We start from the raw sequence: 23,626 nt of genomic DNA, 5'->3' as shown, positions 1-23,626 counted from the left end.
TGACATGTCAGAAACGATTTTAGTAACAGGAGCTTCAGCTGGTTTTGGTCAAGCGATTTGCCGTCGTTTAGTAGCAGATGGATATCGTGTGATCGGATCAGCTAGACGCATCGATAAATTACATGCCCTTCAAGAAGAGCTGGGAGAAGCCTTTTATCCCCTGCAAATGGATGTGACGGATCTTTCTCAGGTAGATCATGCACTTGCCAGTTTGCCAAAAGCTTGGGAGAGAGTGGATGTTTTGGTCAATAATGCTGGCTTAGCTCTAGGCCTCGCCCCAGCTTATGAAGCAGAGATTGCAGACTGGCTGACCATGATTCAGACCAATATTGTCGGCCTGACCTATCTGACAAGGAAAATCTTGCCCCAGATGGTGGAACGAAATGATGGCTATATTATCAATTTGGGCTCTACAGCAGGGACTGTGCCTTATCCAGGGGCCAATGTTTACGGGGCATCCAAGGCTTTTGTCAAGCAATTCTCCCTCAATCTTCGGGCGGATCTAGCTGGCAAGAAGATTCGTGTCAGCAATATTGAACCTGGTCTTTGCGAAGGGACAGAGTTCTCTTCTATTCGCTTTAAGGGAGACGAAAAACGGGTAGAGGCCCTCTATCGAGGTGCCCATGCCATTCAGCCGGAAGACATTGCCAACACCGTAGCTTGGTTGATCCAACAGCCCAAGCATGTCAATGTCAATCGGATTGAAATCATGCCGGTTTCCCAAACCTTTGGCCCTCAACCTGTTTATCGTGACTAAAAAGAGAAGCAACCACTCCACATGGGGTTGGTTGTTTTTTATCTTTCCTCTGGTATAATAGAAGGCAAAGTAAGGAGAAAAAGATGACAGCTGCCTTAATTATTGGTTCTACAGTTTGTGATGTGATGATTTACTTGGATCGTTTGCCGAGTCGTGAAGGAGATGCCCATATTGATCACCAGCAATGGTCTGTGGGAGGTTGTGCCTTTAATGTCGTTAATATCCTTCATTTTTTGTCGCAACCCTACCAGTTTGTCTCGCCAGTCGGTTCTGGGATGTATGGTGATTTTATTCGGAGAGAGTTGAAACAATTAGGGATTTCCTCTAACATCTCATTAGAAGGGGCCAATGGTTGCTGTTACTGCTTTGTAGAGTCTGATGGTGAGAGGACCTTCTTATCGGACCACGGAGTGGAGTATAGCTTCCAAGCAGAGTGGCTAAAAGAGATCGAGACAGATCGGTTTGATTACATCTACTTGTGTGGCCTTGAAGTTGAGGAGCCAACTGGTCTTGCATTAGTCCAGTCTGTTTCGCAACTAGAGGGCCAGGTGATTTTCGCACCTGGGCCACGTGGACTCTTGATTCCAAAGGATCGACTGGAAGCAATTTATGATCTGCATCCGATTCTCCATGTTAATGAGGCTGAAGCACTGGCTTTCTCAGGATGCAGAGAGAGCCAGCCAGCCATCGAATACTTGTATCAGAGAACGGGACAATTAGTCATTGTCACCTTGGGTGAAAAAGGAGCGGTTGCCTATGATGGCAACTGGTATGAGGCAGACGGTTTTCCAACAGAAGTCGTCGATACAGTAGGCGCTGGAGATAGCCATGTGGGAGCCTTCATATCCGCTCGTTTAGAAGGCTTAGATATGACGCAAGCCTTAAGATTTGCCAACAAAGTCTCTAGCCAGATTGTTGCAAGTAAGGGCGTTCATTTGACAAAAGAGCAACAAGAAGCCCTGCGAACAGAATTGAAACAAAAATAAAAAAGAGAGTGGGACAGAAATCGGTAATTCGTTAGAATTCGATTTCGTCGTCCCACCTCCGCACAGTTGAGTAGGGCTGTAAAAGCTGATGAAATCAGCGTAGTAGAGCCCACTCAACCACTGCGTCTTGCTCCACAATCCAAAAATAATTGAGAGGCTAGGACTTTTGTCCCAGCCTCTTATTTGACGTTATCCGCTTAGCCCTTTGTATCTTACTGAAATGAACACGGGCTGCGGATTGTGTCAAAAAGATGAATCCTCCTAGAATCTTTTGGATTCTGCGTCGAATTCCCTATTTTGACTTTATCCGCTTAGCCCTTTGTATCTTACTACAATGGACGCTTATTGGGCATGCCAGCTTTTCTTGGATATTTATTGGGGGTTTCTTTTTTCTTTTCGACAACAGTGATATAGCGTGGATCGCCATTTGGCAATTCATACTGTAGATTGTCTTCAACCTTACTAAAGAGCAGGTTGAGGGCATTTTTGGCTTCTTCTAACTCTTCTGGAGCATTGCTAGCCTTGAGAGCGAGGAGACGTCCCCCTACTTTCAGATAAGGGATAGTCAGTTCAGAGAGGACCTGCATGCGGGCAACAGCGCGGGCAGTTACGATATCAAATTGGGCACGAAAGGCCTTGTCTTGTGCAAAGTCTTCAGCTCGTCCATGGTAGAAATGAACCCCATTTAAGCCCAACTCTTCAGCCAGCAAGTGGAGAAAATTGATCCGCTTATTAAGGGAATCAATGATGGTCACATCCAGCTCAGGGAAAAGGATCTTCATGGGTAGGCTGGGAAAGCCAGCGCCAGCTCCGATATCCAGGAGACGGATGGGTTGGTTTTCGATCAGGCCCTGTAAAATGGGTGCGATCGAATCATAAAAATGCTTGAGATAGACTTCGTCTTTTTCGGTGATGGCGGTGAGATTAATCTTTTCATTCCATTCCACGAGGAGCTCAAAATACCGTTCGTATTGCTCTTTTTGGCGATCAGTTAATGGGAAGCCGAGATCGGCTAAACGGACATAAAATTCTTCTGGTTTCATGCTTTTATTTTACCACAAAATAAGGGAAATTTGATATACTGGTAGAAAGAAATGAAAGGAATTCAATAAAATGATTTGGATTATTCTTGGGATCATTGTGGTCCTTGTGTTGATTGTAGTAGGAGTTTACAACGGTTTGGTGAAAAGCCGCATGCAAACTCGTGAAGCATGGAGTCAAATTGATGTGCAATTGAAACGTCGGAATGACTTGATTCCAAACTTGATCGAAACCGTTAAAGGCTATGCCAAGTACGAAGGAGATACACTAGCAAAAGTGACTCAACTTCGCCAACAAGTAGCGCAAGCTTCTTCACCTGCAGAAGCAATGGCAGCCAGTGATGCTCTTTCACGCCAAGTAGCAGGCATCTTTGCGGTGGCTGAAAATTACCCAGACTTGAAAGCCAACACCAACTTCATGCAATTGCAAGAAGAATTGACCAACACAGAAAACAAAATTTCTTATGCTCGTCAATTGTACAATAGTGTCACAAGCAATTACAATGTCAAGTTGGAAACTTTCCCAACAAACGTGATTGCTGGAATGTTCGGCTTCAGACAAGCTGAATTTCTTCAAGTGCCTGAAGAAGAAAAAGCAGTACCAAAGGTGGACTTTAGCGGATTAGGAGACTAATATGCTCTTTGACCAAATTGCAAGCAATAAAAGGAGAACCTGGATTCTCCTTATTGCTTTTTTCATACTCTTAGCTCTTATCGGAGCAGCCGTTGGTTACCTCTGGTTAGGCTCCTCCCTTGGTGGCGTCATCCTAGCTTTGATTATTGGTGGAATCTATGCCTTTAGCATGGTTTTTCAATCCACCGAAGTTGTCATGCGGATGAATGGGGCGCGTGAGGTAACGGAAGAGCAAGCCCCTCAACTCTACCATATTGTACAAGATATGGCTATGGTAGCCCAGATCCCCATGCCTCGGGTCTATATTGTAGATGATCCTTCTATGAATGCATTTGCGACAGGGTCCAATCCTCAAAATGCTGCTGTTGCAGCAACGACAGGTCTTCTAGCTGTGATGAACCGTGAGGAATTGGAGGGAGTCATCGGACATGAAGTCAGCCACATTCGCAATTACGATATTCGCATCTCTACGATTGCAGTGGCCCTTGCCAGTGCCATCACCATGCTTTCTAGCATTGGTGGCCGGATGATGTGGTGGGGCGGTGGCCGTAGCCGGGACGATGATCGAGAAGGTAGCGGTGGTTTAGAAATTATTATTCTGATCCTTTCCTTGCTTGCCATCGTTTTAGCGCCATTAGCAGCGACCCTGGTCCAGTTAGCCATTTCTCGTCAACGGGAGTTCCTAGCAGACGCTTCAAGTGTCGAATTGACACGGAATCCTCAAGGGATGATCAATGCTTTGTTAAAACTAGACAATAGCGAACCCATGCAACGACATGTCGATGATGCGAGCAGTGCTCTTTTTATCAACGATCCAAAAAAAGAATCCGGATTGCAAAAACTCTTTTATACCCACCCACCCATTGCTGAGCGGGTGGCTCGCCTAAGAAAAATGTAAAAAAAATCCACCAAACGGTGGATTCAGATTGAAGACACCATCATCTTAGAACCTTTCCTTAGGTGAGTACGGACGTCAGCGAACTTCTATGAAGTTCCATGACTAAATTACGATACAAAGGGCGTCTGCGGATAAAGTCAAAATAGGAAGTTTGACGCAGAATCTTTCGATTCTAGGAGAACTTCTTATTTTGACACAATCCGCAGCCCGTGTTCAATTCGTTTTGAACCCCCTCGCTCTTTAATTTCCAGGCTCAGGCTAAAACAGTTTCCCAAACTGTTTTACTCCCAAAACTCCCGAGTGCTAGAAACAACTTGTTTCTAGCACTTTTCTCACGGCGGAAAGTTTCAGTAGATGATTGAATAACTCTAAAGAATAAAAAGTATTTATCTTTATAGAAGTTAATAGAATTGTATAAAAGATAACTTTGTCTTTAAGCTCAATCCACCAAACGGTGGACTTTTTATTTGGTTGTTAAGAGGAGGGTAGTGAAACCAAGGATGGCAAAGGTCCCCCAAGCTAGGGGAAGGCTCCAGATAGCTAGACTAGAAAAGAGAGCTGTCCCAAGTGGCATGGCAAAGCTGACCATCAGTCCCAAAAAGCTAGAGGTAGAAGCTAATTTTTCAGCGGGCAATTTACTCATTAAAAGACTGGAAACTTTTGGGTTGATTTTTGCTACAAGATAACCAAGGAAAGTGATGAGTAGAAGGGAAAGAATATCCCAGTGCACCAGGATATTTGTGAGCCCAAGCATGGTCAGTCCACCTGCGATCCACAGGAGGATATGATGGAGAAATTGCTTGGAAAAATAGTCATGGGGTGTCAAGCTAGCCCAGACCATGCTTAAAATAGTCACTACCTCTAAAATCAAGAGGGATTGGCTAAAACTCAACTGAAAGAAGGGGGAGTGAAGCAGTTGCAAATTGTAGATACCAGAGATGGATCCCCCTAGGGCATTGATAAGAACCAATGAGAAGAGCAACTTGCCAAAGTGGTGGACCTCCTCATCTGCAAAAATACTTTTAGCGTTCTGGTACATCTCTTGGCATTCGTGTACCAAAGAATTCTTACTTTGGGGCTCAATGACGGGATCATGTGTCAGCTGCTTTTTTCTCATCAGGAGACAGGTAGAAGACAGGAGAAAAGTCACTGCATTGATCGAAGCGACCAGGGCAAAATTTTGATGGCTGATGGCTAGCAACCAAACTCCTAGAGCTTGTCCAGAAATCGAGCAGACCATACTAAGTAGTTGGTTGAAGGAATAGGCCTCCATCAAATCCTCGTCGGGGATGTTCTTTTTCATGATAGGGAGTTGCAAGCCTCCGCGATAATCACTCAAACAATCTGAAACTATGTTTAAGAAGCAAACAATCGAAAAGGCAAGGTAACCCGGAATCTTGGTCATGAGAGCAATAAGGATGAAGAGGATGGCTTGAAGATAGCCAATGCGGATCAACCAGTTAGCTTTTTTCTTCGTGCGGTCAGCCTTCATACCAACAAAAATGCTAAAGAGGCTAGGAATAAATACAATGAGATTGGCAATGCCAACTGCCAGACTAGGCTGAGGCATGCTGGCAGCAAAGACCACAAAGACCAGATTGTAGATGGCAGCACCAAGGGTATTCAAAAAGCGAGAAAGGCTGAGTAAGGCAAAAATTTTATTACGAGCTAAGAGTTTCATAAGCCTTCCTCCTTCACGTGATCAGTTGCTAGGACTTGTTTGATAGATCGAACGATCTGTTTGAAGAGGTCTAGTTTCTCATCATCAGAGAGAAGAAGTTCCTGATCCTTCAGATAAACGCTGGTATGTGAGAGAAGAAAGCGGAGGAAGTGGTTTTTTAGTTTGGTCATCATGGGAAGAACCTTCTTTCTTTACTTGATAGTCCTATTGTAAACCTAAAAAGCAAGATAAAATTAATGTTGCATATTTTCAACAAAAACTCACAGAGTAGATCTGTGAGTTTTTAGGATTTATTGATCAGTTCTTGCAGGCCCTGTTTGTAGTAGTTGGCACTGTCCTTACAATCCAGAATAGAGAGAACCTGGATGGCCTGTTCCATCTTTTCAAGACCGATTTCTTTTTCTCCCTTTCGATAGAGAAATTCTCCTTTGGCGTAGAGATAAACCGTCCGAAGGTAGGCTTCGTTCTCAGAGTAAAAGTGGTCGTTAATTAGGTGGTCAAAAAAACATGCATCTTCAAATTCATTTGAACTAATGGCCAGAAAAAAGCCATTAAGGAAAATAGAATTGATGGCAGGACGAGAGGAATCTAGGAGAAGCTTGAAATCCTCCCTTTGGACCAACTCCTCTGTGTATTGTCGATAGAGGCGACTAGAGAAAAGTGGAGAGGTCAGAGAAAACAGGTTTAATTCAAAATTTCCCCAGATTGTGACAGAGAAGAGATAATCATGGAGGAAATCGAGTTCCTCTTGGCTAGCGGTGAGCTCTACTTCAGGATAGAAGCCAAGCATTTGGACTTTGAGAATAATGCTGGCTAAGAAGTCTTCTTTTTTCTGATATTTCTGATAGGCTTGCTGGTAGCTTTGGTACAAGGCTTGATCGTGTTCCAAGCTCATGTTTTCATAGTGCTCTTTCAACAATTTGGGAATAAAAGAGTGCTGATCGATTCCAGCTAGATGGGAAAACTCACTGAGGCTGGTTTTGATCTGTTGAAGGGCCTGAAAAAAACGTTGCGTGGTCAGGTCATTTTCCCCTCTTTCAAATCGAGATAGCATGGAGCGTGAAAATTCGCCACCCGTAGCCTCCTCTAAAGAGATGTGGCGACTTTCACGTATTTGCCGAAAAACAGCTCCGATTTCTTTCATGAATTCTCCTCTATCTAACAATGCCCTAGCCAGTGAACCTCTGTTGTCCAAAAGATGGTGGGACCCTTGTGTACAACACCAGTTGGCCTAGTTACTGTATCTTTTTTCATGATTATAACAAATTTTTGAGGAGACTTCTTGGTTGAGGGGCAGCTTCATGATATACTAGTAGTATCTAGAAGATTTGAGGACAAAAGAATGAACCTATTTACACAAGAAATCCGTAAAAATCCTGAAGGACTAGCTTTTGATCAAGAGTTGGATTTGCTCAAGGAATTGCAAAAGCGTAATCCAGAAATTCTTGATTTAAAGAATGTGACAGCGGCAGGACGAGTAGCCTATGATACAGGCCTCTATGTCTTGGATTACCAGTTGACCTACACCATCGTTTTGGCATCTAGCCGAAGCATGGAGCCTGTTGAGCTTCAAGAGAGCTATCCTGTAACAGAGGTGTTTGCGGAGGATGTACAGTCTGACGCAGATATCGAGGCCCTAGAGGAAGACTTGATCCTTCCAATCGAAGGTGGGAAGATTGACCTGAGTGAGAGTGTAGCGGATAATATTCTGCTCAATATTCCTCTCAAGGTTCTCACTCCAGAAGAAGAGGCTGGACAAGGTTTTATCGAAGGCAATGATTGGAAAATCCTGTCCGAAGAAGAATACCAAGCCGCTCAAGCGATCAAGAAAGAAGAAAACAGTCCTTTCGCTGGTCTAAATGGCTTGTTTGACGAAGAATAAGCTAGAGATTGCATTTGATAAATTTAGACATAAATACAGGTCTTTTCTTTGAGGAAAGGCCTTCTTTTGATATACTAGGATTAATAAATAACAGAGGGGAGACCTCTAAAAAAGGAGAAAAAGTATGGATACTTTATTTATTCCAGGTTGGTTGATTACTGTTGTAATCGTAGCCATTCTTGTATTGATCTTGTTGGTCAAAGGGTATGTCAATGCTAAACCCAACGAAGTCGTGGTCATTACCGGTCTTCGGAAGCAACGTCACTTGCGTGGGAAAGCAGGCTTTATGATTCCCTTTGTCGAACAACGCTCTTATCTTGATATTGAGCAATTCTCGACAGATGTTCGGACGTCAGAAGCAGTCCCAACACTGGACTTCATTAACGTCCGTGCCGATGCAGCTGTTAAATTAAAAATCGGTACAACCGATGAAATGATTGCCCGGGCTGCAGAAAACTTCTTGAACTGGAATACGACAGATATTTCCAATTCTGTCCAAGATGTCTTGGAAGGAAACTTGCGGGAAGTGATCGGTCAGATGGAGCTCCGTAAGATGGTCAATGACCGTCAAGAGTTTGCCTCAAAAGTGCAGGACAACGTAGCACCAGACTTGGCAAAAATGGGTCTAGAAGTCATCGCCTTTACGGTTCAATCCTTCTCTGATGAAGGGGGAGTCATCGATAACCTCGGGATTGAAAATGTTGAAACCATTAAGAAAGATGCCTTGATTGCCAAAGCCAAAGCAGAACGTGAACGCAAGGAAGTTGAAGCAGAACAAGATAAATTGGCTAACGACAAACGCGTCGCAGCCGATCTTGAAATTGCGCAAAAACAAAACGAATTAAAACTCAAACAAGCAGCCCTCAAGCAAGAAGCAGATATTGCCCAAGCAAAAGCGGATGCCGCTAAAGGGATTGAGGCAGAGGTGCAACGTCGTGAACAAGAGCGCGTGGCAGCCGAAGCTAATATCATGAAACAGGAAAAAGAAGCGGAAGTCAAAGAGCGCGAAGTTAAGGTTCGTGAGCAAGAATTGGATGCCAACATCCGCAAACAAGCTGAAGCTGAAAAATATGCGCGTCAACAAGCTGCAGAAGCAGAATTGATTGAACGCCAACGCAAGGCGGAAGCAGAACTCTTCGAAACACAAAAAGAAGCCGAAGCTCGAAAAGCCCAAGCCGAAGCTGAGAAATTTGCCCAATTGCAAGAGGCCGAAGCTATTGAGGCTAAAGGTCGTGCCGAGGCTGAAGCCATTCGCTTGAAACTGGAAGCCGAAGCCAAAGGTTTGGACCAAAAGGCCGAAGCGATGAAGAAAATGCAAGAAGCTGCCATTACTGAAATGGTCGTTGACAAGTTGCCTGAAATTGCGCGTGCTGTCGCAGAACCATTAACCAAGGTGGATAAGATCACCATGTACGGGGAAGGCAATGCTTCTAAGATGGTGGGCGATATTATGCAAAGTATCGACCAAGTCTCTCAAGGAGCCGGATTTGATATTCGTCAATTGCTAGCAGGAGCTCTTGGGGTCAATATGACGGTCAATAAACTCAAAGAAGGAGAACAACCGGTCATTGAAGCAGAGGAGTTAGCTTCTAAAGAAGATTAATGCCATTCATCAAGAAGTGTCTGAGAACTGTTTCTCGGGCACTTTTGTTTTTAAGATCAAATGATTTGCATGATCTTCTCCCTCTTAGAGAAGGTGGGAAGCTATTTTCTGCTTTCTTTTGAGGAGGAAAAATGGTAGAATAAAGGCAAACTATAAAGAGGAGTGTCACATGACTAAAGCAAACTTTGGTGTTGTTGGTATGGCCGTAATGGGTCGTAACCTTGCCCTTAATATCGAATCTCGTGGCTACACAGTTGCCATTTTTAACCGTAGTAAAGAAAAAACAGAAGATGTGATTGCTTGCCATCCTGATAAAAACTTTGTGCCAAGCTATGATATCGAAAGCTTCGTAAACTCAATCGAAAAACCACGTCGTATCATGCTCATGGTTCAAGCAGGACCTGGTACAGACGCAACTATCCAAGCCCTTCTTCCACACTTGGATAAAGGTGACATCTTGATCGACGGAGGAAACACTTTCTATAAAGATACCATCCGTCGTAACGAAGAGTTGGCGAACTCAGGGATTAACTTTATCGGTACAGGTGTATCTGGTGGTGAAAAAGGTGCCCTTGAAGGTCCTTCTATCATGCCTGGTGGACAAAAAGAAGCATATGACTTGGTAGCGGACGTTCTTGAAGAAATCTCTGCAAAAGCGCCTGAAGATGGAAAACCATGTGTGACTTACATCGGCCCTGATGGAGCTGGTCACTACGTGAAAATGGTCCACAACGGGATCGAGTACGGGGATATGCAATTGATCGCAGAAAGCTATGACCTCATGCAACACTTGCTTGGTCTTTCTGCAGAAGACATGGCTGAAATCTTCACTGAATGGAACAAGGGTGAATTGGACAGCTACTTGATCGAAATCACTGCTGATATCTTGAAACGCAAAGACGATGAAGGTCAAGATGGACCAATCGTAGACTACATCTTGGACGCTGCAGGGAACAAAGGAACTGGTAAATGGACGAGCCAATCTGCCCTTGACCTTGGTGTGCCATTGTCACTCATCACTGAGTCAGTATTTGCCCGTTACATCTCTGCTTACAAAGAAGAACGTGTACACGCTAGCAAGGTTCTTCCAAAACCAGCTGCATTCAAATTTGAAGGAGACAAGGCTGAGTTGATCGAAAAAATTCGTCAAGCCCTTTACTTCTCAAAAATCATCTCTTACGCACAAGGTTTTGCGCAATTGCGTGTTGCTTCTAAAGAAAACAACTGGAACTTGCCATTTGCGGACATCGCATCTATCTGGCGCGATGGATGTATCATCCGTTCTCGTTTCTTGCAAAAGATCACAGATGCTTACAACCGCGATGCAGATCTTGCTAACCTTCTATTGGATGAGTACTTCTTAGATGTTACTGCTAAGTACCAACAATCAGTTCGGGATATCGTAGCTCTTGCTGTTCAAGCTGGTGTACCAGTACCAACCTTCTCAGCAGCCATCACTTACTTCGATAGCTACCGTTCAGCGGATCTTCCGGCAAACTTGATCCAAGCACAACGTGACTACTTTGGTGCTCACACTTACCAACGTAAAGACAAAGAAGGTACCTTCCACTATTCTTGGTACGACGAAAAATAATCTTGCTCTATGGTCAAACGAGTTCTACTAGTAGAAAATGAGAAGCAAATCGCTCGCTTCATTGATTTGGAACTTCAAAAAGAGGGGTATCAAGTTGATGTGGTCGAGGATGGAAAAGCGGGTCTGGCCTTGATTGCTGCGACTAAATATGATCTGATCTTGTTTAATTACGATTTGTCAGATATGTCTGGTGAAACATTCGCAGAGGAAATCAGTCGGATTCGTCCAGCTTCTGTCTTGATTGTTTTGGATAGCCGCGATAAAATTGCTGAGCACAAAGAGAGTATTCAGCGCTTTGCCGTTTCCTATATGGTCAAACCCTTTATTATCAGCGATTTGGTGGATAAGATCACAGCCATTTTTAGAGGTCGTGATTATATTGACCAACATTGTAGCCAGATGAAAATTCCAACATCATACCGCAATTTGAGCATTGATGTGGAACACCATACCGTCTATCGTGGGAAAGACATGATTAGTTTAACCCGCAGAGAGTATGATCTCTTAGCGACTCTGATGGGAAGCAAAGGGGTGGTGACACGCGAGCAGTTGTTGGAAAGTGTCTGGAAGTACGAGAGTACGGGTGAGACTAATATTGTGGACGTCTATATCCGGTATCTCCGTGGGAAAATTGATTTACCCGGTCAAAAAAGCTATATTAAGACCGTTCGTGGGATTGGCTATGCCATGCAAGACGCATTAGAATAAAATATTCGAACCCTTAGAGGGTTCGAATATTTTTATACCCCAAGGGAAACGTTTGCGTTTGGAAAGGATGGGTTTTAAAAAGGATTTGGCTTAAAAAAGATAAAAAAAGATAAAATTTGGAGAAAAAATGAATGTAAGGCTTTACAAATTTTTAAAATGTGGTATACTAGAAGCAAATTAAGCGCAAACGTTTTCTTAAAAACAAAAGCCTTAAACAATATAAGGAGGTTGAATGATGAATAAAGGATCATTCAAAAGTTTATTTAGCTTTGAATTCTGGCAGAAGTTTGGTAAGGCCTTGATGGTCGTTATCGCTGTCATGCCAGCTGCTGGGTTGATGATTTCAATCGGGAAATCAATCCCTATGATCAACCCGAATTTATCTCCACTTGTTATTACAGGTGGGATTCTCGAACAAATCGGTTGGGGGGTTATCGGTAACCTTCACATCCTCTTTGCACTCGCTATCGGTGGTAGCTGGGCCAAAGAGCGTGCTGGGGGTGCCTTTGCGGCTGGTCTCTCTTTCATCTTGATTAACCGTATTACCGGTGCAGTTTTCGGAGTGACATCTGCAATGTTGGCCGATAAGGATGCTACCGTTCATACGATCTTAGGTGGATCAATTAAAGTTGCAGACTACTTCATTAGTGTCCTTGAAGCACCGGCACTTAATATGGGGGTGTTTGTAGGGATTATCTCAGGTTTTGTTGGAGCAACTGCTTTCAATAAATACTATAACTACCGTAAACTTCCAGAAGCCCTTTCTTTCTTTAACGGGAAGCGCTTTGTCCCATTCGTTGTTATCGTTCGTTCAGCTCTTACAGCCTTGGTTTTGGCAGCCTTGTGGCCAGTAGTTCAATCAGGAATTAATGGATTTGGTGTTTGGATTGCCAACTCACAATCAACAGCTCCAGTATTGGCACCATTCTTGTTTGGTACCTTAGAACGTCTTCTCTTGCCATTTGGTCTTCACCACATGTTGACCATTCCAATCAACTATACTCAATTGGGTGGTAGCTACCAAGTTCTTACAGGTGCTGCCAAAGGAACAACTGTATTTGGACAAGATCCACTTTGGTTGGCTTGGGTAACAGACCTTGTCAACTTGAAGAAAGCTGATCCTAGCCAATACCAACACTTGCTTCATGCCTACACACCAGCTCGTTTCAAAGTTGGTCAAATGATCGGATCATTTGGTATTTTGATGGGTATTGTGGTTGCCATCTACCGCAATGTGGATCCAGATAAAAAAGAAAAATACAAAGGGATGCTTTTTGCAACTGCCCTTGCAACATTCTTGACAGGTGTAACAGAACCAATTGAATACATGTTCATGTTTATTGCTACACCATTGTACATCATCTATGCTCTTGTTCAAGGTGCTGCCTTTGCAATGGCTGACTTGGTTAACCTTCGTGTTCACTCATTCGGTTCAATCGAATTCTTGACACGTACTCCAATGGCCATCAACGCTGGTTTGGCATTAGATATCTTTAACTTTGTATGGGTAACAGTCCTCTTTGGATTTATCATGTACTTCATTGCCAACTTCATGATTAAGAAATTCAATTATGCGACTCCAGGACGTAACGGTAACTATGAACAAAATGATGATGCCCCTGCAGGAGATGGTGCAGCAGCAGGTGTTGCTACAAGCTCAGCAAGCTCACAAGTCATTAACATCATCAACCTTCTTGGTGGACGTGCCAATATCGTAGACGTTGACGCATGTATGACTCGTCTTCGTGTAACCGTTAAGGACGCTGAAAAAGTCGGAACAGAAGAACAATGGAAAGCTGAAGGCGCTATGGGTCTTGTCATGAAAGGACAAGGTGTCCAAGCAATCTACGGACCTAAAGCTGACGTATTGAAATCTGATATCCAAGACGTTCTTGATTCGGGTGAAGTTATTCCTGAAACACTTCCTAGCCAAATGACAGCAGTTCAAAAAGCTGAAGCAACCTTTAAAGGGGTAACTGATGAAGTGCATTCCGTTGCAGATGGTGAAGTGATCAACATCGAAGATGTGAAAGATCCTGTATTCTCACAAAAAATGATGGGTGACGGATTTGCAGTTGAGCCTGAAAATGGCCACATCGTTTCACCAGTTGCTGGTAAAGTTACTAGCGTCTTCCCAACCAAACATGCCCTTGGTTTGGTAACAGATAATGGTTTGGAAGTCTTGGTTCACATCGGTCTAGATACTGTTAGTCTTGAAGGAAAACCATTTGAGGTTAAAGTTTCTGAAGGTCAAACAGTGGCTGCTGGAGACCTCTTGGTAGAAGCAGACCTTGATGCAATCCGTGCAGCTGGTCGTGAAACTTCAACAATTGTTGTCTTCACAAATGCAGATGCGATTAAATCCGTTAAGGTCGAACATACTGGTAAATTGGTAGCAAATGCACCAGTTGCAACAGTAGAATTATAAAAGACATCGGCAAAGAAAATGAGGTTGGGGCAGTGCACCCGGCCTCTTGCCGTTTCTTGATTTGGAGAGAAGGAGAAATCAGGGGATGAAATTTTTAACATTAAATTCCCATAGTTGGATGGAAGAGAATGCTCAGCAAAAATTTGAAACCCTCAAGGAACAAATTTTAGAAGCGCAATATGATGTGATCTGTTTCCAAGAGGTCAATCAAGAAATGGCCTCAGAAACAGTCGAAACAGATGAGTATTATCAAGCTTTGCCATCATCTGTAGCGATTCACAAGGATCACTTTGTTCGCGTATTGGTAGAAGAGTTAGCTGCTCATGGACTCCACTATTATTGGACTTGGGCCTACAACCATATTGGCTATGATCATCTCAATGAGGGTGTGGCCGTTCTTTCGCGTCAACCCTTGAAGGCAGATGAGATTTTGGTATCCAATATGGATGATCCAACGGACTACCATACTCGTCGAGTAGCCGTTGCCCATACAAGTGTAGATGGCAAAGAGATTGCTGTTGCCAGCGTCCATCTTTCTTGGTGGGACAAAGGTTTCCAATTTGAGTGGCCACGCATTGAGAAGTACTTCAGCCAAGTAGGCAAACCTTTTATTCTAGCTGGTGATTTCAATAATCCTGCTGGTCAAGAAGGGTATGAAACGATTCTATCCAGTTCGCTAAAACTTCAAGATAGTTTTATCGAAGCCAAAGAAACAAAGGGGACTTATACTGTAGGACCTGGAATCGATGGCTGGACGGATAATCAAGTTCCATTGCGAATCGATTACGTCTTTGCAAGTCCAGAATGGGACATCCAGCGTCTACATGTCATTTTTGATGATCAAAACAAACCCCATGTCAGTGATCACTATGGCTTAGAAGCTGAATTATCACTTTAATATAAATGGAGAGTCGAAAGGAAAACGATTTTATTCAATCGTCCTTCGACTCTTTTTTATGGATCAATGAGGAGCAAGCATAGGGGATTCTCCTGTTCTTCTGCTTTCTTTACGATTCAATTTATGGTAAAATGAAGTGTTAAAACAGTTTAAGGAGGTAGCAAATGCGTTGTCCAAAATGTGGTGGAAGTAAGTCTAGTGTGGTGGATAGTCGACAAGCTGAAGATGGGAACACCATCCGTCGTCGCAGGGAATGCGAAGAATGCCATTATCGCTTTACTACCTACGAACGAGTGGAAGAGCGGACCCTAGTGGTTGTCAAAAAGGATGGGACACGCGAGCAATTTTCTCGTGATAAAATCTTTAATGGTATTATCCGCTCAGCTCAAAAACGGCCTGTTTCTAGTGACGAAATCGAAGAAATTGTAAACCGGATCGAGCAAAAGGTTCGCAGCCAAAGTGATAATGAAATCAACAGTGAATATATTGGTTCGTTGGTCATGGATGAGTTAGCAGATCTAGATGAGATCACCTATGTCCGTTTTGCTAGTGTTTACCGGAGTTTCAAGGATGTCGGTGAGTTAGAAACCCTCTTGAAACAAATTACGAAGGGAACCAAGAAGAAAAAGGAAAAATAGATGAAGCCCAATACGCCTTTCGCATTTTTAAAAAATAATCTTCTTCCACCGGCAGGGGCTGCATTGGAGCAGTATTACCTGCCTATTTTGGAGGTGGAAACGGTAACGGTTTATCGTTATCTGCTGGCCTCTTATGATCAGGGTGAAAAACAATATTTACTGGCTCAAATCCTCAATCATTTGAATATAGGATTTCCACAGTTGCTACTGGCTTTTGACCGGTTAATTGCCATGGGGTTGATCGATCTCTATGAGGAAGAAGTTGGGATCACCATTCAGTTACATGCTCCTCTTGAGGCAGGAGAATTTTTTTCGAATGCTGTTTTCAAACGCTTGCTTGAAAAAAAGATTGGGGAAAAGGCCGTGGAAGATCTGCTCCCAGTACGCTCTTTAGGGACTAGACGGCAAGTTTCCTTCTCGCAAGTCTTTGGAATAGATGCTGGGGAGACGACCGTTCTTCCAAGTAAGAAACAGCAGTTTGATATGGAGATGTTTAAGCGAATGATGGGGCGTGATGGACTTCGTTTTGCGGATGAAGGAGAAGCAACCCTAGCTCTCTTTGCCATCGCAGAAGAGCAACAATGGACCTGGTATGAAACCTATCTCCTAGCAAAAGAAACGGCTGTAGACCGGATTGTCTCTCCAAAGAGAATGAAGCAAAAGTTGGCTCAGGCCAACCAAGAGCAACCCCGCATGTCCTATAGCCGTCAGGAAGAAACCATTCTGAGAGAAGCTAAGGCAAAATCCAGCCTACAATTTCTAGCGGAGATTAAGAAGGCACGCAATGCGACCATTACGCAGAGCGAACGCAAGACTTTATCCAAGTTAGCTGATCTAGGCTTACTAGATGAGGTGATCAATATTATCTTATTGTTGACCTTTAACAAGACCCAGTCTGCTAATCTCAATGAAAAGTATGCTTTGAAGGTAGGAAATGATTTTTCTTATCAAGGGGTCAACAGTGCAGAACTAGCGATTTTAAAAGTTCGAGAACGCCAGGAACAAGCTAAGTCTCAAGGAAACAAGGGGACGAGTCCTGCATCAGCCAAGAGCAAGCACAGTAATGTTCCCAAGTGGAGCCAACCAAACTATCAAAATCAAACCAGTCAAGCAGAAAAGGTGGATCTTGCTAAAGAGAAACAACGTCTGTTAGAAAAACTGAATCAAGGAGGTGAGTAGATGGAAAGTGTAGGTCAAACCATGTCTCACATGAACCGTGCGCGTCAATTTAACTATGAGGATTTGGTCGCACAGATCTTGGCAGACCAAGAAGTGGCTGCCTTTATCAAGGACCAGTCTTTGTCTGAACAAGAAATTCGACGTAGTATTTCAAAATTTAATCAATACATTAGTGAACGCAACCGTTTCTTATTGGGAGATCCAGATTATATTGCCAAAGGTTATAAGCCCATCCTCACCATGAATGAAGGCTATGCGGATGTCGCTTATGAGGAAACGCCAGAGTTAATCGAAGCCCAAAAACGAGCTGCGATCAACCAACGTCTCAACTTGATCAATCTCCCTTCAACCTTGAAAGAAGCGAGTCTAGCCAAGGTAGAACTCGATGATAAGGGGCGATTTGAGGCCTTTGAGGAATTAGCCAATTTTGTGGCCAACTATCCAGAATATCAAAAGGGGATCTACCTCTATGGTGATTTTGGAGTAGGAAAGAGCTACATGATGGCAGCCTTGGCTCATGATTTATCCGAAAAACGCCAGGCCTCTACTACCCTACTTCATTTTCCAAGTTTTGCGATCGATGTTAAAAATGCCATCAGTTCAGGCTTGGTCAAAGAAACCGTCGATCAGGTGAAAAAAGCCGAAATTTTAATTCTCGATGATATCGGTGCGGAACAGATGTCAGCCTGGGTGCGAGATGAAATCTTACAAGTGATTTTGCAGCACCGAATGCAGGAAAATCTCCCAACCTTCTTTACTTCTAACTTTAATTTTGAAGAGTTGGAACGTCATTTTGCAGCTTCGCGTAATGGAGATGAAACCTGGCAGGCCAAACGGGTCATGGAGCGCGTGAAATTTTTAGCCAAGGAAATCCATCTGGAAGGAGTCAATCGCCGATGAATGAAACCATCCGTTTAATGAAATCTCATTTTTCTGTTCGCCGTTTTAAGGAAGAAGCCATCAAAGAAGCTGACCTCAAGGAAATTTTATCAGCTGGGCAGATGGCATCAAGTTGGAAAAACTTTCAGTCTTATTCTGTGATTGTGGTCAAAAGCAAGGAAAAGAAAGAAGCTCTATACGACTTGCTTCCTCAAGAAGCAATTCGCCAATCAGCCGTCTTTCTCCTCTTTGTTGGGGATTTAAACCGTGCTGAAAAAGCTGTCAAACTTCATGAGCAGGATTTCCATCCTGAAGGGGTGGACAACTTACTGATCACCTCAGTGGATGCGGCTCTAGCAGCTCAAAATACGCTATTGGCAGCTGAAAGTCTCGGCTATGGTGGAGTGATGATCGGCATGTTGCGCTACTGTTCAGAAGAAGTCGCAGAACTCTTCCGTCTGCCAGACTATACCTATCCTGTTTTTGGGATTGCTCTCGGAGTACCCAACCAGCAACATGCAGTGAAACCACGCTTGCCATTGGAGCAGGTTGCTTTTGAAGAAGAATACCAAGAACAAGACCTATCAGTTGTGACTGCCTATGACAAGGTTCAGGCAGATTATGCTGGAGCGCGTGCAACCGACAGCTGGAGCGAGCGTCTTGCAGCTCAATTTGGTCAACCTGAACAAGAAGAGACCAAAAAACTACTAGAAAAACACAAACTATTATGAAATGAAGAGAGGCGTTCTTGAACCGAGGTCTCGCCTTTCATTAGAAAAGAGGAAATCATGGCCCTACCAACTATTGCGATTGTAGGCCGTCCCAATGTCGGAAAATCGACGCTCTTTAACCGGATTGCCGGTGAGCGGATTTCCATCGTTGAGGATGTAGAAGGAGTCACTCGTGACCGCATTTATGCAACAGCTGAGTGGTTGAATCGAAAATTTAGTATCATCGATACGGGGGGAATTGATGACGTAGATGCCCCATTTATGGAGCAAATCAAGCATCAGGCAGAAATTGCCATGGACGAAGCAGATGTGATCGTCTTTGTTGTTTCTGGAAAAGAAGGGATCACGGATGCGGATGAATATGTCACTCGTATCTTGTATAAGACCCATAAACCGGTGATTCTTGCAGTCAACAAGGTGGATAACCCAGAGATGCGCAATGATATCTATGACTTTTATGCCTTAGGACTGGGTGAGCCACTACCGGTATCCTCTGTCCACGGGATCGGAACTGGGGATGTGCTTGATGCCATTATTGAAAATCTTCCGAATGAAACAGAAGAAGAAAATCCAGATATCATTAAATTTAGCTTGATTGGTCGTCCAAATGTTGGAAAATCTAGCTTGATCAATGCGATCCTTGGAGAAGACCGGGTCATCGCAAGCCCTGTTGCCGGAACTACACGTGATGCCATCGATACCCATTTTACCGATGCAGATGGCCAAGAATTTACCATGATCGATACAGCCGGTATGCGCAAATCTGGTAAAATCTATGAAAACACTGAGAAATATTCTGTCATGCGTGCCATGCGTGCCATCGACCGTTCAGATGTGGTTTTGATGGTTATTAATGCCGAAGAAGGAATTCGGGAGTATGACAAGCGGATCGCTGGCTTTGCTCATGAAGCTGGTAAAGGTATGATCATTGTTGTCAATAAATGGGATACTATTGAAAAAGACAACCATACCATGAAGCAGTGGGAAGATGACATTCGCGATCAATTCCAATACCTTTCTTATGCGCCGATTGTTTTTGTCTCTGCCTTAACCAAACAACGCTTGCACAAGTTGCCAGAGATGATCAAACAGATCAGTGAGAGTCAAAATACACGGATTCCTTCAGCTGTCTTGAACGATGTGATTATGGATGCCATTGCCATTAATCCAACGCCGACCGATAAAGGAAAACGCCTCAAGATCTTCTATGCGACACAAGTGGCAACCAAGCCGCCAACTTTTGTGGTCTTTGTTAACGAAGAAGAACTGATGCACTTCTCATACCTCCGTTTCTTGGAGAACCAAATTCGCAAGGCCTTTGTTTTTGAAGGAACTCCAATCCATTTGATTGCGCGAAAACGGAAGTAGGGAATACGAGACAAATGGATCAAAGTGGAGAAGTATATTTCAAATGATAAAATGCTCATTCTTCCAACTATGAAAACAACTAAAAGTAGCGCATAAGCGTTGCTTTTTTTAATAAGCTGGTAAAATGAAGTGGAGGATAGTCAGATGCGTAGTATCATAGTCCGGATATGCTTTATTCCTTAGCTTTTTTTAAGGTTGAGAAGAGTAAACTCATGAAGATCATGAGAGCTTTAGGTTCGTGTACTTATTATTTAAAATCTATCTGTATCTCTTGTTTCTCGGTTCGATCGTAAGCTTGGAGCTCTTGATCCTATTGCTGGGGATTTTATTAAACAATAGGTCGTGTTTTTTGTCTTTTTCTGTGGGCTATCGGGATCTTTCTCCTCTCTATTTACCTATTCTGTCTAATGTTCGCTCAAACAGTTAAAAGAGAAAAATCATGGATAGCTGATTGAGGTAACTCTGTTACGAAATCAGGTGAAAAGCTGGGACAAGACTGTCTCAGTTTTTTTCTAAAAGTAAGTTAAAATCCTTTTAATAGTAAAATTATCTTTTCTAATTTTATCTTAAATATGGTATAATAAAGGGATTAATCTAAGGTGGTAAACATGGCAAAATTAATTCCTGGGAAGGTTCGTTCACAAGGGAGCCTTCTCTATGAAGCTGGGAAAGTTTCCCTTCAGGAAGTAAAAGAAAAATACCTGTATTTTCGGGTGGAAGAAGAAAGCTTGCGGTACAGTTTAGACGACGATGCCGTTTTTTGTAGCTGTGCTTTCTTTCAAAAGAAAAAATTCTGTACGCATCTGGCAGCTGTAGAAGCTTTCTTGAAGAATGATGACAGTGGGAAAGCAGCTCTTGCAAGTCTTGAAGAAGACGCCACGGCGACTGAAGAAACGCAGGAGAAGGTTTCTTTTGGAAGTTTGTTTTTAGACCAGGTCCTTCCAAAAATCGAAAAAAAAGAAACACGCTATGTCTTATCGGCAGTTGGGCAGGAGGATGAATACTCTGGTCAATTCTTGTGGACCCTTCGCATTCGTCGCTTGCCAGACGAGCGTTCTTATGTGATCAGAGATGTGCTAGCTTTTTTGCAGACCCTTCAGAAAGAAGGCCATTTTGCAATTGGCAAAAGTTACTATGAACCTATTTCTTACTTAGAATTTGATGGACCTAGTCAGGATGTGATCAATTTCCTACAAGGCTTGGTCACAGATAGTGGATCAAAAGAGCAAGATTTCTTTCCCAATGCTGGGCGCCATCTTTATTTTCCACCGACTCTATTTGAAGAAGCTGTAGAATTACTGATGAATTTGGATTCCTTCCTCTTGCAATATAGCTTGTATGATTTTTCTGAAGTCTATTTTCAGGATGTCCATGGGGAGGAAGATCTCTTTCATTTTCAGGTGGAAGACCATGGTGATTTTTACGAATTGATCATTACGGAGCCACAAGTGAAGGTTGTCGAGTCTGCTGTTTACCTGTTTCGAAATGGTGTCTTCTATCACCTGACGCCCCAACAGCGGACCTTATGGAAGGCGATCCAAGATCTTCCAATGGATCAGGATCGCAAAAAACGCCTGCATTTTGATCCAACGGATCAGACCAAACTTTCCTATAGTTTAAAAGAGTTCAAAAAACTGGGACAAATAACAGCCCCGACCAGCTTTTTAATCCACGATTTCACTCCGGAATTTCATTTTGATCTAGCACAGGATCAGACTGTATTACTGGATGTTGTCTTTCAATACCAGGATCGTGTGGTGACCACGCGTGAGGAACTTCTCAATCTTCCTTATTCTAGTGATTTCGATAAGGAGCAAGAAGTCTTTTCAACCATGCTAGCAGCAGGTTTTACGGATGATTTTTCTTCCCAAAGAAGTCCTTTATCAAGTGAGCAAATCTATCCATTCTTTCACCAACAGATCCCGACTTTTGAAGCCTTAGGAGAGGTTACCCTCTCTGATAGCCTTTTAGATCTTTATCAAGTGGAGCGTCCAAAAATTGATGTTAAAACCAATGGCAGTCTACTGGAGATCGGTTTTGACTTTGAAAGTGTGGATCCAGCCGAAGTGGACCAGGTCCTCAAAGCTCTAGTAGGGCAAAAAGACTATTTTGTCAGCCATACAGGGAAAGTTCTTGTCTTTGATGAAGAAACCAAGAAGATCAGTCGAGCCTTAGCAGATCTGCGGGCGAAAATGAGCAAGGGTGGGAAACTACAAGCCCGCCGGATTGCCGCTTATCAGCTATCTGATTTGTTGGCAGATCAAGACAATGTTCATTTTTCAGAAGACTTTCGAAATTTAGCTCATGATTTGACTCATCCAGAAGACTTCCAACTCCCTCAGATGACAATCCAAGCGACCCTAAGGGATTACCAAGAAACAGGGGTTAAATGGTTCTCCATGTTAAATCATTATGGTTTTGGTGGTATTTTAGCGGATGATATGGGGCTTGGGAAAACGCTGCAGACTATTTCCTTCTTGACCAGTGTCGCAAAAAAAGAAACTAAAATCTTGATTCTAGCTCCATCTAGTCTCATCTACAATTGGAAACAAGAATTTTCAAAATTCGCTCCTCAGATGGAAGTGGTAGTCGTCTATGGTCACAAGCAGCACCGAGATGAACTCATCGCAACCAATCCACAGGTAGTTATCACTAGTTACGCGTCTTTCCGTCAAGATGTGGAGGAATACCAGAAGAATCAGTATGAGTACTTGATTCTAGATGAAGCCCAGGTCATGAAAAATGCCCAAACCAAGATTGCCCAACATTTACGTGGCTTTGAGGTTCCGCATGTGTTTGCCTTATCTGGGACACCGATTGAAAACCATGTGGGTGAACTCTGGTCTATTTTCCAAATTGTCCTTCCAGGGCTCTTCCCAGCTAAAAGAGAATTTCAAAAAATGAGTCCTGAGACCATTGCGCGCTTTGTCAAACCGTTCGTCATGAGACGGAAAAAAGATGAAGTGCTCCAAGAATTACCGGACTTAATTGAAACAACCTACCACAATGAGTTGGATGAAAGCCAAAAAACGATCTATTTGGCTCAATTAAAACAAATTCAAGATCGAGTTCGAACCTCTAGTGAGGAAGAACTAAATCGGAGCAAGGTGGAGATTCTCTCTGGACTCATGCGCCTTCGCCAAATCTGTGATACCCCCGCCCTCTTTATGGAAGACTATCAAGGAGATAGTGGGAAATTGGAGAGCCTTCGAGATCTTTTGGGTCAAATCAAGGATGGCGAACACCGGGTTTTGATATTCTCCCAATTCAGAGGCATGCTGGATATCCTAGAGCAGGAAATTGACCAGCTTGGTATGACCTCCTTTAAAATCACAGGTTCTACTCCCGCTAAAGATCGACAAGAAATGACCAATGCTTTTAATGCAGGTGAGCGCCATGCTTTTCTCATTTCTCTGAAGGCTGGAGGGGTTGGATTGAACCTCACTGGTGCCGATACGGTCATCTTAGTCGATTTGTGGTGGAATCCTGCAGTGGAAGACCAGGCTATTGGACGTGCCCATCGAATGGGACAGGAACAAAATGTTGAAGTTTACCGCATGATTACTCGTGGTACGATCGAAGAAAAAATCCAAGAACTACAAGCTTCCAAAAGACACTTGGTCTCAACGATTTTAGACGGAACGGAAACACGATCTAGTTTATCGGTTGAGGAAATTCGTGAGATTCTTGGAATTCAATCAGAATAGCTTGAAAAATTCTGT

20 protein-coding genes are annotated in these 23,626 nt (G+C 43.3%); 16 read left to right on the top strand and 4 right to left on the bottom strand.

From position 1 onward, the window contains the following. Window positions 1-4: 4 nt before the first annotated feature. Both TZ97_RS06440 and TZ97_RS06435 read left to right on the top strand, forming a co-directional pair. Entirely contained in the window at window positions 5-757 is a 753-nt protein-coding gene (locus TZ97_RS06440; RefSeq protein ID WP_045759779.1) for an SDR family oxidoreductase, read from the top strand. 83 nt (window positions 758-840) lie between these two features. After that, window positions 841-1,743 carry a carbohydrate kinase family protein gene (locus TZ97_RS06435; protein ID WP_045759778.1) on the top strand — a complete coding sequence of 301 codons (903 nt, stop codon included), beginning with the start codon at window positions 841-843 and terminating at the stop codon, window positions 1,741-1,743. A gap of 329 nt (window positions 1,744-2,072) precedes the next feature. Here TZ97_RS06435 and rsmG read toward each other — a convergent pair whose 3' ends face one another. Continuing rightward, on the bottom strand, window positions 2,073-2,786 hold the full coding sequence (gene rsmG, locus TZ97_RS06430) for a 16S rRNA (guanine(527)-N(7))-methyltransferase RsmG (RefSeq protein WP_045759777.1): 714 nt from the start codon (window positions 2,784-2,786) through the stop codon (window positions 2,073-2,075). 70 nt (window positions 2,787-2,856) lie between these two features. Here rsmG and TZ97_RS06425 point away from each other — a divergent pair, with 70 nt between their 5' ends. Both TZ97_RS06425 and htpX read left to right on the top strand, forming a co-directional pair. Next, window positions 2,857-3,417, top strand: a complete 561-nt coding sequence (locus tag TZ97_RS06425; RefSeq protein WP_023918932.1) for a LemA family protein — start codon at window positions 2,857-2,859, stop codon at window positions 3,415-3,417. Window position 3,418: 1 nt separating this feature from the next. Continuing rightward, window positions 3,419-4,315 (top strand): zinc metalloprotease HtpX, encoded by an 897-nt coding sequence (gene htpX, locus TZ97_RS06420; RefSeq protein WP_023918930.1) that lies wholly within the window; start codon window positions 3,419-3,421, stop codon window positions 4,313-4,315. Between the two features lie 463 nt (window positions 4,316-4,778). Here the strand turns inward: htpX and TZ97_RS06415 are convergent, their stop codons facing one another. The 3 genes from TZ97_RS06415 to TZ97_RS06410 all read right to left on the bottom strand — a co-directional run bounded on the left by TZ97_RS06415 (window position 4,779) and on the right by TZ97_RS06410 (window position 7,140). Further along, window positions 4,779-5,996 carry an MFS transporter gene (locus TZ97_RS06415; RefSeq protein WP_045759776.1) on the bottom strand — a complete coding sequence of 406 codons (1,218 nt, stop codon included), beginning with the start codon at window positions 5,994-5,996 and terminating at the stop codon, window positions 4,779-4,781. Continuing rightward, on the bottom strand, window positions 5,993-6,166 hold the full coding sequence (locus TZ97_RS10830; protein WP_200893079.1) for a hypothetical protein: 174 nt from the start codon (window positions 6,164-6,166) through the stop codon (window positions 5,993-5,995). The genes TZ97_RS06415 and TZ97_RS10830 overlap by 4 nt, the downstream gene beginning before the upstream one ends. 113 nt (window positions 6,167-6,279) lie before the next feature. Beyond that, entirely contained in the window at window positions 6,280-7,140 is an 861-nt protein-coding gene (locus tag TZ97_RS06410) for a helix-turn-helix domain-containing protein (protein WP_045759775.1), read from the bottom strand. A gap of 198 nt (window positions 7,141-7,338) precedes the next feature. Here TZ97_RS06410 and TZ97_RS06405 point away from each other — a divergent pair, with 198 nt between their 5' ends. The 12 genes from TZ97_RS06405 (at window position 7,339) to TZ97_RS06350 (ending at window position 23,611) form a co-directional block, all read left to right on the top strand. Next, a complete protein-coding gene (locus TZ97_RS06405) occupies window positions 7,339-7,878 on the top strand; it encodes a YceD family protein (RefSeq protein WP_023918923.1) in 540 nt (179 codons plus the stop codon). A gap of 124 nt (window positions 7,879-8,002) precedes the next feature. Then, on the top strand, window positions 8,003-9,481 hold the full coding sequence (locus tag TZ97_RS06400; protein ID WP_003008427.1) for a flotillin family protein: 1,479 nt from the start codon (window positions 8,003-8,005) through the stop codon (window positions 9,479-9,481). Window positions 9,482-9,650: 169 nt separating this feature from the next. Next, the gene (gene gndA / locus TZ97_RS06395; protein WP_003008422.1) at window positions 9,651-11,075 is read left to right on the top strand and encodes an NADP-dependent phosphogluconate dehydrogenase; all 1,425 of its coding nucleotides are present in this window, start codon (window positions 9,651-9,653) and stop codon (window positions 11,073-11,075) included. Window positions 11,076-11,084: 9 nt separating this feature from the next. Next, window positions 11,085-11,783 (top strand): response regulator transcription factor, encoded by a 699-nt coding sequence (locus TZ97_RS06390; RefSeq protein WP_045759774.1) that lies wholly within the window; start codon window positions 11,085-11,087, stop codon window positions 11,781-11,783. Window positions 11,784-12,015: 232 nt separating this feature from the next. Beyond that, window positions 12,016-14,211: a PTS transporter subunit IIBC gene (locus tag TZ97_RS06385; protein ID WP_080934886.1), complete on the top strand. Its 2,196-nt coding sequence runs from the start codon at window positions 12,016-12,018 to the stop codon at window positions 14,209-14,211. 85 nt (window positions 14,212-14,296) lie between these two features. After that, entirely contained in the window at window positions 14,297-15,109 is an 813-nt protein-coding gene (locus TZ97_RS06380; RefSeq protein WP_045759773.1) for an endonuclease/exonuclease/phosphatase family protein, read from the top strand. Between the two features lie 164 nt (window positions 15,110-15,273). Continuing rightward, window positions 15,274-15,747 carry a transcriptional regulator NrdR gene (nrdR, locus tag TZ97_RS06375; RefSeq protein ID WP_003005476.1) on the top strand — a complete coding sequence of 158 codons (474 nt, stop codon included), beginning with the start codon at window positions 15,274-15,276 and terminating at the stop codon, window positions 15,745-15,747. Next, a complete protein-coding gene (locus TZ97_RS06370) occupies window positions 15,748-16,926 on the top strand; it encodes a replication initiation and membrane attachment family protein (RefSeq protein WP_003008409.1) in 1,179 nt (392 codons plus the stop codon). It begins immediately after the preceding gene. Next, window positions 16,927-17,826, top strand: a complete 900-nt coding sequence (dnaI, locus tag TZ97_RS06365; RefSeq protein ID WP_003008404.1) for a primosomal protein DnaI — start codon at window positions 16,927-16,929, stop codon at window positions 17,824-17,826. After that, window positions 17,823-18,536, top strand: coding sequence for a nitroreductase family protein (locus TZ97_RS06360; protein ID WP_003008401.1), 714 nt, complete (start codon window positions 17,823-17,825; stop codon window positions 18,534-18,536). Before dnaI ends, TZ97_RS06360 begins: the two co-directional genes overlap by 4 nt. 57 nt (window positions 18,537-18,593) lie before the next feature. Then, window positions 18,594-19,904 (top strand): ribosome biogenesis GTPase Der, encoded by a 1,311-nt coding sequence (gene der / locus TZ97_RS06355; RefSeq protein ID WP_003005632.1) that lies wholly within the window; start codon window positions 18,594-18,596, stop codon window positions 19,902-19,904. 608 nt (window positions 19,905-20,512) lie between these two features. Beyond that, complete coding sequence (locus TZ97_RS06350; protein ID WP_045759772.1) at window positions 20,513-23,611, top strand: DEAD/DEAH box helicase; 3,099 nt, start codon at window positions 20,513-20,515, stop codon at window positions 23,609-23,611. Window positions 23,612-23,626 lie beyond the last annotated feature (15 nt).

This window comes from Streptococcus parasanguinis (genome assembly GCF_000963275.1).
Classification (GTDB): domain Bacteria; phylum Bacillota; class Bacilli; order Lactobacillales; family Streptococcaceae; genus Streptococcus; species Streptococcus parasanguinis_B.
This window is presented reverse-complemented; position numbering and strand designations above follow the sequence as displayed.

Bases quoted from the DNA above. Each gene is read 5' to 3' on its own strand.
- TZ97_RS06440 (WP_045759779.1), top strand. From the start codon at position 5: ATGTCAGAAACGATTTTAGTAACAGGAGCTTCAGCTGGTTTTGGTCAA.
- TZ97_RS06435 (WP_045759778.1), top strand. From the start codon at position 841: ATGACAGCTGCCTTAATTATTGGTTCTACAGTTTGTGATGTGATGATT.
- rsmG (WP_045759777.1), bottom strand. From the start codon at position 2,786: ATGAAACCAGAAGAATTTTATGTCCGTTTAGCCGATCTCGGCTTCCCA.
- TZ97_RS06425 (WP_023918932.1), top strand. From the start codon at position 2,857: ATGATTTGGATTATTCTTGGGATCATTGTGGTCCTTGTGTTGATTGTA.
- htpX (WP_023918930.1), top strand. From the start codon at position 3,419: ATGCTCTTTGACCAAATTGCAAGCAATAAAAGGAGAACCTGGATTCTC.
- TZ97_RS06415 (WP_045759776.1), bottom strand. From the start codon at position 5,996: ATGAAACTCTTAGCTCGTAATAAAATTTTTGCCTTACTCAGCCTTTCT.
- TZ97_RS10830 (WP_200893079.1), bottom strand. From the start codon at position 6,166: ATGACCAAACTAAAAAACCACTTCCTCCGCTTTCTTCTCTCACATACC.
- TZ97_RS06410 (WP_045759775.1), bottom strand. From the start codon at position 7,140: ATGAAAGAAATCGGAGCTGTTTTTCGGCAAATACGTGAAAGTCGCCAC.
- TZ97_RS06405 (WP_023918923.1), top strand. From the start codon at position 7,339: ATGAACCTATTTACACAAGAAATCCGTAAAAATCCTGAAGGACTAGCT.
- TZ97_RS06400 (WP_003008427.1), top strand. From the start codon at position 8,003: ATGGATACTTTATTTATTCCAGGTTGGTTGATTACTGTTGTAATCGTA.
- gndA (WP_003008422.1), top strand. From the start codon at position 9,651: ATGACTAAAGCAAACTTTGGTGTTGTTGGTATGGCCGTAATGGGTCGT.
- TZ97_RS06390 (WP_045759774.1), top strand. From the start codon at position 11,085: ATGGTCAAACGAGTTCTACTAGTAGAAAATGAGAAGCAAATCGCTCGC.
- TZ97_RS06385 (WP_080934886.1), top strand. From the start codon at position 12,016: ATGATGAATAAAGGATCATTCAAAAGTTTATTTAGCTTTGAATTCTGG.
- TZ97_RS06380 (WP_045759773.1), top strand. From the start codon at position 14,297: ATGAAATTTTTAACATTAAATTCCCATAGTTGGATGGAAGAGAATGCT.
- nrdR (WP_003005476.1), top strand. From the start codon at position 15,274: ATGCGTTGTCCAAAATGTGGTGGAAGTAAGTCTAGTGTGGTGGATAGT.
- TZ97_RS06370 (WP_003008409.1), top strand. From the start codon at position 15,748: ATGAAGCCCAATACGCCTTTCGCATTTTTAAAAAATAATCTTCTTCCA.
- dnaI (WP_003008404.1), top strand. From the start codon at position 16,927: ATGGAAAGTGTAGGTCAAACCATGTCTCACATGAACCGTGCGCGTCAA.
- TZ97_RS06360 (WP_003008401.1), top strand. From the start codon at position 17,823: ATGAATGAAACCATCCGTTTAATGAAATCTCATTTTTCTGTTCGCCGT.
- der (WP_003005632.1), top strand. From the start codon at position 18,594: ATGGCCCTACCAACTATTGCGATTGTAGGCCGTCCCAATGTCGGAAAA.
- TZ97_RS06350 (WP_045759772.1), top strand. From the start codon at position 20,513: ATGGCAAAATTAATTCCTGGGAAGGTTCGTTCACAAGGGAGCCTTCTC.